This window comes from Agromyces sp. NPDC055520, from assembly GCF_053619715.1.
Genome location: NZ_JBSHJY010000042.1, coordinates 16246 through 27201 on the forward strand (window position 1 = coordinate 16246; position 10956 = coordinate 27201).

Below are 10956 nucleotides of genomic sequence, written 5' to 3' on the forward strand. Positions count from 1 at the left end.
GTCGCGCTCAGCGGTTCGCGGGCTCCCAGCCGAGGCTCGGCGCGACGTGTTCGGCGAAGGCCGCGATCATCCGCAGGTTGAATTCGACGCCCAGCTGGCTCGGGATCGTGAGCATGAGCGTGTCGGCCTCGCGGATCGCCGCGTCGCGTTGCAACTGCTCGACGAGCTTGTCGGGCGTGCCGGCGTAGGTCTTGCCGAACGTCGAGCGGATCCCGTCGATGTAGCCGACGCCGTCGCCGTCTTGACGGCCGCCGAAGTAGAGCTCGTCTTCTGCGGTCGTGATCGGGAAGATCGAACGGCTCACCGAGGTGCGCGGCTCGCCGGGGTGGCCGGCCTCGCGCCAGGCCGCACGGAACGTCTGGATCTGCTGCGCCTGCAGCTCGTCGAAGGGTAGGCCCTTGTCTTCGGTGAGCAGGGTCGACGACATGAGGTTCACACCGCGGCGACCGGCCCATTCGGCCGAGTCGCTGTTGCCGGCGCCCCACCAGATGCGCGAGCGCAGCCCGGGCGAGTAGGGCTCGATCCGCTGCAGGCCGTTCGCCGTGCCGGTCGGGCCGCCGCCGCCGAACGGCGACGAGGCATCCGGTTCCGCGATGCCCTGTCCCTCGACGGCCTCGAGGAAGCGATCGAAGTGCTCGCGGGCGATGTCGGCGCCGCGCGGGTCCTGCGAGCCGGTGTAGCCGAACGCTTCGTACCCGCGCGCGACCGTCTCGGGTGATCCACGGCTGACGCCGAGCGCGAGTCGCCCGCCCGAGATGAGGTCGACGGCCGCCGCCTCCTCGGCGAGATGGAGCGGGTTCTCGTAGCGCATGTCGACGACGCCGGTGCCGACCTCGATGTGCGTGGTGCGTGCCGCGATCGCCGCGAGCAGCGGCATCGGCGACGCCTGCTGGCGGGCGAAGTGGTGCACGCGGAAGTACGCGCCGTTCACGCCGAGCTCGTCCATGCCCTGAGCGAGGTCGATCGCCTGCAGCATCGAGTCGGCGGCCGAGAGTTCGCGTCCGCCGCCGAGCGGGCCGTAGTGTCCGAATGAGAGCGTTCCGAAGCGTTGCACGTCAGGTGGAACGACGGGGCGGCGGGGTCTATTCCGGTGCATGGATGTCGCGGGGCCGCTGCTGCTCGGCTGCCCGCCGCATCTCGCTCCAGTCGCGTCGTGCGGCCGAGCCATCCGGGAATGGTCGTGAACGGCTCAGCGCCCCAGACCCTGTCGGAATGACGGCGGATGCCGCAGACTGGCGTGCATGAGCGACCCTCACCTGCTCGGGCCGGGCCTGTTGCCGACCCCGTTCACCGCCGACGAGATCCGCTCGGCGAGCGGCGCGGGCAAGCTCATCCGCATCCTCGTCGAACAGCCCGACGGCGAGCGCTTCGAGCGCATCAACCGCTTCAGCGACTGCGATGCGGACGGGGCGATGCTCGAGCGCTGGCTCGTCGCCGCCGACGGCGGCGTCGAGGGCGAGGTGTCGAGCGGGCGGGTGACCTGGCGCGAGTTGCAGGGCCACGCCGCGTTCCCGGCCGACCGCACGACGGTGGTCGAGGAGACGCTCGAGCTGCCGATCGGCCGGGTCGAGTGCCTGCGCTACGACACGCGCGACGAGGCCGGTGACGGCGACGAGCGCGAAGCGGATGTCGCGGCCGAGACCTTCTGGTTCGCCCGGGCGTTTCCGGGCATGCCGGTGCGATACGAGTCGCCGACCCCGGTCGGTGTCGTGCGCACGACGGTGCTCGCCGTCGAGGTGATGCGATGACCTGACGCCGAGCCTGCGCTGACATGGCGCCCGCCGATCGCTGGCGCGCCACGCGACATCCGTCTAGCGTGAGAGCCGGGGGAATCGGCGCCGCGGCCGAAATATCGGCCGAAACCGGAATACCGCCCCTCTCGCCAAAGTTGAGTTAAGTACACTCAAGTTTTGAACGAAGGGAGAGTCTGTGGCCAACATGCAGGGCGCGCCGAGCACGCAGGAGGAGCAGAAGTCGGCGCTCGAACAGTACGGCGTCAACCTCACCGAGATCGCGAAGGCGGGCAAGCTCGACCCCGTGATCGGGCGTGACGCCGAGATTCGCCGCGTCAGCCAGGTGCTCACGCGGCGCACGAAGAACAACCCGGTGCTCATCGGCGAACCCGGGGTCGGCAAGACCGCCGTCGTCGAGGGCCTCGCCCAGCGCATCGTCGCGGGCGACGTCGCCGAGTCGTTGAAGGGCAAGCAGCTCATCTCGCTCGACATCTCGGCGCTCGTCGCCGGTGCGATGTACCGCGGCCAATTCGAGGAACGGCTGAAGGCCGTGCTCAAAGAGATCGACGAAGCCGAGGGCGAGATCATCACCTTCGTCGACGAGCTGCACCTGCTCATGGGCGCGGGCGGCGGCGAGGGGTCGGTGGCGGCCTCCAACATGCTCAAGCCCATGCTCGCCCGCGGCGAGCTGCGGCTGATCGGTGCGACCACACTCAACGAGTACCGCGAATACATCGAGAAGGATGCCGCGCTCGAACGCCGCTTCCAGCAGGTGTACGTCGGCGAGCCGTCGGTCGAAGACACGGTCGCGATCCTCCGCGGCCTCAAGGGGCGCTACGAAGCGCACCACGGGGTCACGATCTCCGACGCAGCACTCGTGGCGGCGGCATCCCTGTCGAACCGCTATATCTCTGCCCGGCAACTGCCCGACAAGGCGATCGACCTCGTCGACGAGGCCATGTCGCGCCTTAAGATGGAGATCGACTCCAGCCCCGTCGAGATCGACCAGCTGAAGCGCCAGGTCGACCGCATGAAGCTCGAAGAGCTCGCCCTCAAGAAGGAGAAGGACGACGCGTCGAAGGAGCGGCTCGCGAAGCTGCGCGAGACCCTCGCGTCGCTCGAGTCGGAGCTCGCGGTGCTCGAAGCCCGGTGGGCGCGCGAGCGGATGTCGCTGAACCGCGTCGGCGAGCTGAAGAAGCAGCTCGACGACGCCGTCACGCAGCGCGACCGCGCCATGCGCGAGGCCGACTACGCGAAGGCGTCGAAGCTCGAGTACGAGACGATCGCCCGACTGCAGCGCGACCTCGTCGAAGCCGAGCAGGCCGAGCAGGCTCCCGACGAGCCCCGCATGGTCAACGAGCAGGTCACCGAAGAGGACATCGCCCAGGTCATCGCCGCGTGGACGGGCATCCCCGTCGGCCGGTTGCTGCAGGGCGAGACCGAGAAGCTGCTGCACCTCGAGCAAGAGCTCGGCAAGCGCCTCATCGGGCAGAAGCGCGCCGTCGCTGCGGTCGCCGACTCGGTGCGTCGTTCGCGCGCCGGCATCAGCGACCCCAACCGGCCGACCGGGTCGTTTCTCTTCCTCGGCCCGACGGGCGTCGGCAAGACCGAGCTCGCGAAGTCGCTCGCCGACTTCCTCTTCGACGACGAGCACGCCATGGTGCGCATCGACATGTCGGAGTACGGCGAGAAGTTCTCGGTCTCCCGGCTCGTCGGCGCCCCTCCGGGCTACGTCGGCTACGACCAGGGCGGCCAGCTCACCGAGGCGGTGCGGCGTCGGCCGTACTCGGTGGTGCTCTTCGACGAGGTCGAGAAGGCGCACCCCGAGGTCTTCGACGTGCTGCTGCAGGTACTCGACGACGGGCGCCTCACCGACGGTCAGGGCCGCACGGTCGACTTCAGGAACACCATCCTGATCCTCACATCGAACCTCGGCTCGCAGTACTTGATCGATCCCTCGCTCTCGTGGGACGAGAAGGAGGCGGCCGTGCTGCAGACCGTGCGACAGGCGTTCAAGCCCGAGTTCGTGAACCGGCTCGACGACATCGTCGTGTTCTCGGCGCTCAGCGAGGCCGAGCTCGCCGAGATCGTCAACCTCTACATCGACCGGCTGTCTGCGCGGCTGCACGACCGGCGGCTCCAGCTCGGGGTCACTCCCGATGCCAGGGCCTGGCTCGCCGAGCGCGGATACGACCCGCTGTACGGAGCGCGGCCGCTTCGCCGCCTCATGCAGCACGAGATCGACGACCGGCTCGCCCGGGCGCTGCTCACGGGCGAGGTGCGCGACGGCGACACCGTCGTGGTCGGCCTCGCCGACGACGGCGACTCGCTCACGGTGGCACGGGCCGAGGCCTAACCGCTCCTCTGGTGCGGCTCGGGAATGTAGGACGAAAGGCGGTGTGTAGGACCCGCAGGGCGCGGGCTGTCCTACACGCCGCTTTTCGTCCTACAAAGCACCTGGGTGCATGAGTGAGGGAGTGAGGAATGAGTGGGAGGGTGCGCGAGGGGTGCGGGCTGTCACTCGACGGCGACGTCGCTCTCTGGCGCAGGGGCGGGCACGCCGTTGGCGCTCGCCGGAATGCGACGCTCGAGGGCGAGGGCCATCACGCCGATGCCGAGACAGCCGGCGACCATGAGCCCGATGTACCAGGCGCCCAACCCGTGGCTGAGCAGCAGGCCCGCGGCGATCGGGCCGGTGATCGCGCCGCCCTGGAACGCCGCCGCGTTGATCGCGTTGTAGCGGCCTCGGTTGTGGTCTGACGCGAGGTCGTTGTAGATCGCGGGCACCGTCGGCTGCAGCAGGGTCTCGCCGAAGGCGAAGACGCCCATGAACGCGAGCACGCCGATCGCCGCAGCGAGGGAGTCGGGCAGCAGGCCGGCGGCGCCGAGGATGAGCCACGAGCTCGCCCAGACGCCGGCCATGACGAGCATGGCCCGGGTGCGCCGCTTGCCGCTGATCTTCGCGAGCACCGTGAACTGCAGCAGCACGATGACCGCGGTGTTCACGGCGAACGAGAGGCCGATCACGCGTGTCGAGACCTCGGCGACCTGCCGCGCGTAGGCGGGGAAGCCGGCCTCCATCTGGCCGTAGCCGATGAACATGGCGATGAAGGTGAGCAGCGACAACCACAGCACCGCCGGCCGACGGAGGATCTCGCGGTAGCCGCCGGCGGCCGCCGACTCCTCGCTCGGCTCGGCCTGCGTGCGCACGTGGCGCAGCGGCCCGAGCAGCAGCGCCATCGGGATCAGACTCGTGGCCGCGTCGATGAGGAAGATGACGGTGAACGTCTCGGGAGCGTGCACGTTGACGTAGAACCCGCCGATGATGCCGCCCACGCCGATGCCGAGGTTGACGAGCGCGAAGTTCACGCCGAAGTACTGCTGCCGCAGGTCGCCCGAGACCACCGCGGCGATGAGTGCGTTGAACCCGGGCCACGAGACGCCGAAGTTCACGCCGATCAGCACGAGGGCGACCGCCGCGACGGCCGGATGGGTGGCGAATGCCAGCAGGGTGCAGCCCGCGATCATCGAGACGAGGCCGGCGAGCAGCACGCTCCTCGCGCCGAAGCGGTCGATCAGCGTGCCGCCGGGGCCGGTCACGATGAGCCCGACCACGGCGATGAGGCTCATGAGCGCGCCCGACAACCCGAGGTCGAACCCGCGCACTTCGTGCAGGTAGATGATCGTGAACGGCAGGGTCAGCCCGCGGCCGAGCGTCTGGATCGCGACCGTCGACAGCAGCCACCGACCCTCGGTGGGGAGGCCGCTCCAGAAGGTCTTCGCGCTGATCACCTGCACAGTCTGGTCGACGCCGCCGACATCGCACCACCCGCGACGTGCCCGCCCGGCAGCAGTTCGAACCCTGACGCACGGCCGGCGACGGCGCGCACCTGAGCTCACGGCAGCCACGCGCAGCGCTGCGCTACGCGCAGGCGCGCACTCGCGCGTAGGCTCGAAGACATGCTCGCCACCGTCATCCACGCGCCCCGAGACATCCGGGTCGACACCGTCGCCGACCCCGTGATCGCCGCACCCGGCGACGCGATCGTGAAGGTCGTCGCGGCCTGCGTCTGCGGCTCGGACCTCTGGCCGTACCGCGGCATCACGCCCACCGCACGGCCGCATCGCATCGGCCACGAGTTCATCGGCGTGATCGAGGCGGTGGGTGAGGATGTCGCGGCGCTCGCCGTCGGCGACTTCGTGATCGCCCCGTTCTACGTGTGCGACAACACCTGCGTCAACTGCCGCAACGGCGTCTCGACCTCGTGTCTGAACGGCGGCTGGTGGGGCTCGGAAGATCGTTCGGGCCATCTCGCCGACGGCGGGCAGGGCGAGCGCGTGCGGGTGCCCCTCGCCGACGGCACGCTCGTCGTCGTGCCGGGGCCGGTGGGCGATGACGAGGTGCCCGGGCTGCTCACGCTCGCCGACGTCATGGGCACCGGTCATCACGCGGCCGTGTCGGCCGGAGTGTCGGAGGGCGATTCGGTCGCCGTCGTCGGCGACGGCGCGGTGGGTCTCTGCGCGATCATCGCGTCGAAGCGGCTCGGCGCCGCCACGATCATCGCGATGTCGCGGCACCCCGAGCGGCAGGCGCTCGCCCGCAGGTTCGGCGCGACGCACGTCGTCGAGGAGCGCGGCGACGACGGTGTCGCCCGCGTGCGGGAGCTCACGGGCGGCATCGGCGCCGACCGGGTGCTCGAGTGCGTCGGCACGAAGGAGTCGATGGACCAGGCGATCCGTTCCACTCGGCCGGGCGGCATGGTCGGCTACGTGGGCGCACCCAACGGCGGACCGGAGTTGCCGGTGCGGCCGCTCTTCAACCGGAACGTCGGCGTCAACGGCGGCGTCGCACCCGTGCGCGGCTACATCGAGGAGCTGCTGCCCGACGTGCGCTCGGGCGCGATCGAGCCGGGGCTCGTCTTCGACCTCGAGCTGCCGCTCGCCGAAGCCGCCGAGGCCTACGCCGCGATGGACGAGCGGCGCGCGACGAAGGTGCTGCTGCGGCCCTGAGGTCGGTACGCCGAGCCTCGCCGGCAGCCGGCCGTCAGGCGTCGATGTCGTCGAGCCTGGCGATGACGACGCTCCGACGTTGCATCGGGTGAGTGCTGTCAGGCGTCGATGTCGTCGAGCCTGGCGATGACGACCTCGAGCAGGCGGGCGAGCTCGGCGCGTTCGGTGTCGCCGAGGTCTTGCAGCACGTCGGACTCGACGACGTCGGAGTCGCGGATCGCCTGACTGAACAGGCCCCACCCCTCGTCGGTGAGGCTCACGAGAATCCGGGTGCGGTTGTCGGGGTCGGCCGCGCGCTCGACGAGTCCGCGTTCGGCGAGCTTGTCGAGGCGGTGCGTCATCGACGACGGCGCCACGTTCGTGAGTTCTGCGAGTTGGCTCGGGGTGAGGGCCTCGCCGGCTTTCGCGAGCGAGGTGACGACGGCCCATTCGCCCGAGCTCACGTCGAGGTCGGCGAGCTGTCTGGCGTACCACTGGTCGAGCTTCTTCGTGAGGCCCTGCACGGCGGTGATGACCCGCTGCACGGACTCCTCGCCACCTGCGGCGACATAGGTCGCGACGGCGCGGCGGTGCAGCTCTTGCGCTGAGGGTGTGCGTTTGGCCATGCATGCATTCTCGCACGCGAACTTCGGGTGCTAATATTTCGATATCGAATAGTTCGTGTTCGAATCAACGCTTCCCATTCCCGACCTCGTGCGGGCGAGGCATCCGATCACTCGATACCAAGACCCAGAAAGGCGGCGTGCCCGTGCGCGCGAAACTGCTCATCCTCGCATCCAGCATCGGCATGCTCGGCTGGGGCGCAGTGCTGCCGTATCAGTACGCCTACGCGGCCGACACGCGCGGTTGGGGCGCGCTCGTCGCGGCCGCCGCCTCGTCGCTGTTCTCGGTCGGCGCCCTCGTCGCCGCGCCGATCGCGGGACGGCTCGCCGACCGCTTCAACCCCGTGCACGTCGCCGTCGTCGCGCAACTGATCGGCGCCGTGGGTGCCGCCTCGTTGATCTTCGCCGACAGCCCTGCGGTGTTCCTCGCCGGCATGCTCGTGTTCGGTCTCGGGCTCGCGGCCGCGGTGCCGGCCAAGCAGGTGCTCGCACTCGAGTGGTCGTCGACGGGCGACCGGCGCAAGGTCTTCGCGTACAAGTTCACGGGCGAGGCGCTCGGCATGGCCGCCGGCGCGTTCCTCGCCGGGCAGATCATCGACCTCGGCCGGCACGACGGGCTCGACATCGGCTTCGCCATGGCGGCTGCCGGCTTCGTGGTTTCGTCGGCGGTCATCGCCCTCGCGGGCGTCGGCGGCAGGGTCGCCTCGGAATTCACGCCCGAGGCGATCACCGGTGCCGTCGGCGTGGTCGACGGCAGGCGGCCGGGTGCGTTCCGTCTCGTGTTCGCGAATCCCGCGCTGCGCTGGACCTCGGTCGTCATGATCGCGCTCGCCCTCGCGTTCTACGCGCAATTCGAGTCGGGCATGCCGGCCTACGGCATCACCGTGCTCGAGGTCGACCCCGTCGCCGTCGGCACCGCTGCGGCCGTCAACTGCATCGTGATCGTGGCGCTGCAGGTCGTCATCGTGCGACTCACCGCGAAGGTCAGCGCGCCCGTGCTGCTCATGGCGGTCGGTGGCATCTGGGTCGCCTCGTGGCTCGTGCTCGCCGGCGCGCAGCTCGCGCCGGGCATCGCATCGGCGATGTTCGTCATGACCTACGGCATCTTCGCCGTGGGCGAGACGATCTACAGCCCCGTGCTGAACCCGCTCATCGCCACGCTCGCGCCGAGGGGCAGGGTCGGCAGCACGCTCGGCGCGATGTCGGCGCTGCAGACGGCGTTCACGGCGGCCGGCCCGCTCGTCGCGGGCGTGCTGCTGGGCGCGGGGCTCGGCGACGTGTTCCTCGGCATCCACCTCGCGCTGAGCGTGCTCGCGGTGTTCGCCGCGTGGCGCCTGAAGCGGGTGATGGCGGCGATGCCGGTGCGGCACGAGCCGCCCACGCGGCCGATCTCGATCGTCGACCCGGTCGACGCGTGAGGATTGGCAGGCGTCAGTGGTGAGCGCGTGAGCGCGTGAGCGCGTGCGTGCGAGTGTGCGCTTGTCCGCGTGAGAGCGTGAGCGTTTGTAGGACGACGGCCGCTCTGTAGGACGCGCGAACGCGCGATCGTCCTACAAAGACCCCGTCGTCCTACATTGCTGCAGGTGCTGCAGGTGCTGCAGGTGCTGCAGGTGCTGCAGGTGCCGCGGTTCTCTTCTTCGGCGAGCGGATGCCCGCTACTCGCCGACCAGCACGAGTTCTGCGAGGGGCTTGCGCAGGCGCGGGGCGCCCTCGCGCTCGCGAAGAGCGTCGGGCAGGGCATCCACATCGCCGAGCACGCCGATCGCGGTGATCGAGACGACCTCGAGCTCGTCGGCGAGGTCGAAGGCGGCGCGGATCTGCTCGGCCTCGAATCCGCCCATCTGGTGGGTGTGCAAGCCCTCGTGCTGCGCCTGCACCGAGAGGTGGGCGACGGCCTGGCCGAGGTCGTAGCGCGCCCAGGGGCGGGGCTTGCCCTCGGCGTCGACCGTCTCGGCGACGTTCGCGATGAGCACGGCGGCCGAGTCGGCCCAGGCCTGGTTGAAGCCGAGCATCGCGTCGTGCAGCTTCGTGAACGCGTCGGTGCCGCGCCGGGCGACGATGAAACGCCAGGGCTGCACATTGTTCGCCGACGGCGCCCAGCGCGCGGCCTCGAGGATCGTGCGGATGACCGCGGCATCGATCTCGGCCGTCGGGTCGTACGCACGCGGGCTGAAGCGCTCGACGAGCGGCGCGATGAGCGGCGCGTCGGTCTCGGCGCGGCGGGAGGTGATATCGGTGATGAGGGTCATGCTGGTGCGGCTTTCACGAGGGGGACAGATGCCGGGGCATCGTCGACCCATGTGGTGCAACGTGCGCCGCGGCATCCACTATTCCATGCGGGCGCATGTTTCCCAGCGCGCGCTCAGCAGCCCCGCGCCCCGCAGGCCCGAGCCCCGCAGGCCCGCGCCCGGCCGGCCCGCGGCCGGGTCGCGCTCAGACTCGCGCGAGCTCCTCGCGGATGCCGACGACGAACGCGTCGATGTCGGCCTCGCTCGTGTCGAAGCCGCACATCCAGCGCACCTCGCCCTTCGCGGCATCCCAGTCGTAGAAGCGGAAGCCGCGCTCGCGCAGCCGGTCGGCGACGCCTGCCGGCAGCGTCGCGAAGACGCCGTTCGACTGGGTCGGCTGCGAGAATCCGAGACCCGGCAGCTCACCCGCGGCGATGCCCGCATCGAGCGCGTCACGCAGGCGCCGTGCCATCGCGTTCGCGTGGCGGGCGCTCTCGATCCAGAGGTCGCCCTCGTAGAGCGCGATGAGCTGCGCCGAGGTGAAGCGCATCTTCGAGGCGAGCTGCATGTTGAGCTTGCGCAGGTATTTCAGACCGACGGATGCCTCGGGGTTCAGCACCACGATGGCCTCGGCGCCGAGCGCGCCGTTCTTGGTGCCGCCGACGCTCAGCACGTCGACGCCGGCGTCGCGAGTGAACGCGCGAAGGGGGAGGTCGAGGGAAGCCGCGGCGTTCGAGAGGCGCGCGCCGTCCATGTGGAGGGTCATGCCGCGCTCGTGCACGTGGTCGGCGATCGCGCGCACCTCGTCGGCCGTGTAGGCTGTGCCGAGCTCGGTGGTCTGCGTGATCGAGACCACGAGCGGCTGCGCGCGGTGCTCGTCGCCCCAGCCCCACGCCTCGCGGTCGATGAGCTCGGTCGTGAGCTTGCCGTCGGGCGCGGCAACCGTGAGCAGCTTCATTCCGCCGACGCGCTCGGGGGCGCCGCCCTCGTCGGCGTTGATGTGGGCGGTGCTCGCCGAGATGACGGCGCCCCAGCGGGGCAGCATCGACTGCAGGCCCGTGACGTTCGCGCCCGTGCCGTTGAAGACGGGGAACGCCTCGACGCCCTCGCCGAAGTGCCGCGCGAAGACCTGCTGCAGGCGCTCGGTGTAGACGTCTTCGCCATAGGCGACCTGGTGGCCGTTGTTGGCGGCGGCGATCGCCGCGAGCACCTCGGGGTGCACACCCGAGTAGTTGTCGGAGGCGAAACCGCGGACGGAGGTGTCGTGGAGCTGTTCAGTCACTGCGCCATTCTCCCACCCTCTCCCACCCTTCACCCGCCTCCCCGTGGCGCCGAACGGGCACTCGTGGTCGCCTTCTGCGAAGAGAGGCGACCATGAGTGCC

At 70.1% G+C, this 10956-nt stretch carries 9 protein-coding genes; 4 read left to right on the forward strand and 5 right to left on the reverse strand.

Translation table 11 applies throughout. The features are described from left to right. Positions 1-7: 7 nt before the first annotated feature. Positions 8-1054 (reverse strand): LLM class flavin-dependent oxidoreductase, encoded by a 1047-nt coding sequence (locus ACWGST_RS14155; protein WP_452047312.1) that lies wholly within the window; start codon positions 1052-1054, stop codon positions 8-10. Between the two features lie 187 nt (positions 1055-1241). On the opposite strand from ACWGST_RS14155, the gene ACWGST_RS14160 reads away from it, so the two are divergent. Together ACWGST_RS14160 and ACWGST_RS14165 are read left to right on the forward strand one after the other, a co-directional pair. After that, positions 1242-1748 carry a hypothetical protein gene (locus tag ACWGST_RS14160; RefSeq protein WP_452047313.1) on the forward strand — a complete coding sequence of 169 codons (507 nt, stop codon included), beginning with the start codon at positions 1242-1244 and terminating at the stop codon, positions 1746-1748. Between the two features lie 181 nt (positions 1749-1929). After that, a complete protein-coding gene (locus ACWGST_RS14165) occupies positions 1930-4089 on the forward strand; it encodes an ATP-dependent Clp protease ATP-binding subunit (RefSeq protein WP_452047314.1) in 2160 nt (719 codons plus the stop codon). 161 nt (positions 4090-4250) lie between these two features. On the opposite strand, the gene ACWGST_RS14170 is transcribed toward ACWGST_RS14165, so the two are convergent. Continuing rightward, on the reverse strand, positions 4251-5525 hold the full coding sequence (locus tag ACWGST_RS14170; RefSeq protein ID WP_452047315.1) for an MFS transporter: 1275 nt from the start codon (positions 5523-5525) through the stop codon (positions 4251-4253). A gap of 168 nt (positions 5526-5693) precedes the next feature. On the opposite strand from ACWGST_RS14170, the gene ACWGST_RS14175 reads away from it, so the two are divergent. Then, positions 5694-6743: a zinc-dependent alcohol dehydrogenase family protein gene (locus ACWGST_RS14175; protein WP_452047316.1), complete on the forward strand. Its 1050-nt coding sequence runs from the start codon at positions 5694-5696 to the stop codon at positions 6741-6743. Between the two features lie 98 nt (positions 6744-6841). Here ACWGST_RS14175 and ACWGST_RS14180 read toward each other — a convergent pair whose 3' ends face one another. Further along, positions 6842-7348, reverse strand: a complete 507-nt coding sequence (locus ACWGST_RS14180; RefSeq protein WP_452047317.1) for a MarR family winged helix-turn-helix transcriptional regulator — start codon at positions 7346-7348, stop codon at positions 6842-6844. Positions 7349-7491: 143 nt separating this feature from the next. Between ACWGST_RS14180 and ACWGST_RS14185 the strand changes: the two genes are divergently transcribed. Continuing rightward, positions 7492-8763, forward strand: coding sequence for an MFS transporter (locus ACWGST_RS14185; protein ID WP_452047318.1), 1272 nt, complete (start codon positions 7492-7494; stop codon positions 8761-8763). Between the two features lie 237 nt (positions 8764-9000). Here ACWGST_RS14185 and ACWGST_RS14190 read toward each other — a convergent pair whose 3' ends face one another. Together ACWGST_RS14190 and ACWGST_RS14195 are read right to left on the reverse strand one after the other, a co-directional pair. After that, the gene (locus ACWGST_RS14190; RefSeq protein ID WP_452047319.1) at positions 9001-9594 is read right to left on the reverse strand and encodes a nitroreductase family protein; all 594 of its coding nucleotides are present in this window, start codon (positions 9592-9594) and stop codon (positions 9001-9003) included. Between the two features lie 184 nt (positions 9595-9778). After that, positions 9779-10855 carry a threonine aldolase family protein gene (locus ACWGST_RS14195; protein WP_452047320.1) on the reverse strand — a complete coding sequence of 359 codons (1077 nt, stop codon included), beginning with the start codon at positions 10853-10855 and terminating at the stop codon, positions 9779-9781. Positions 10856-10956 lie beyond the last annotated feature (101 nt).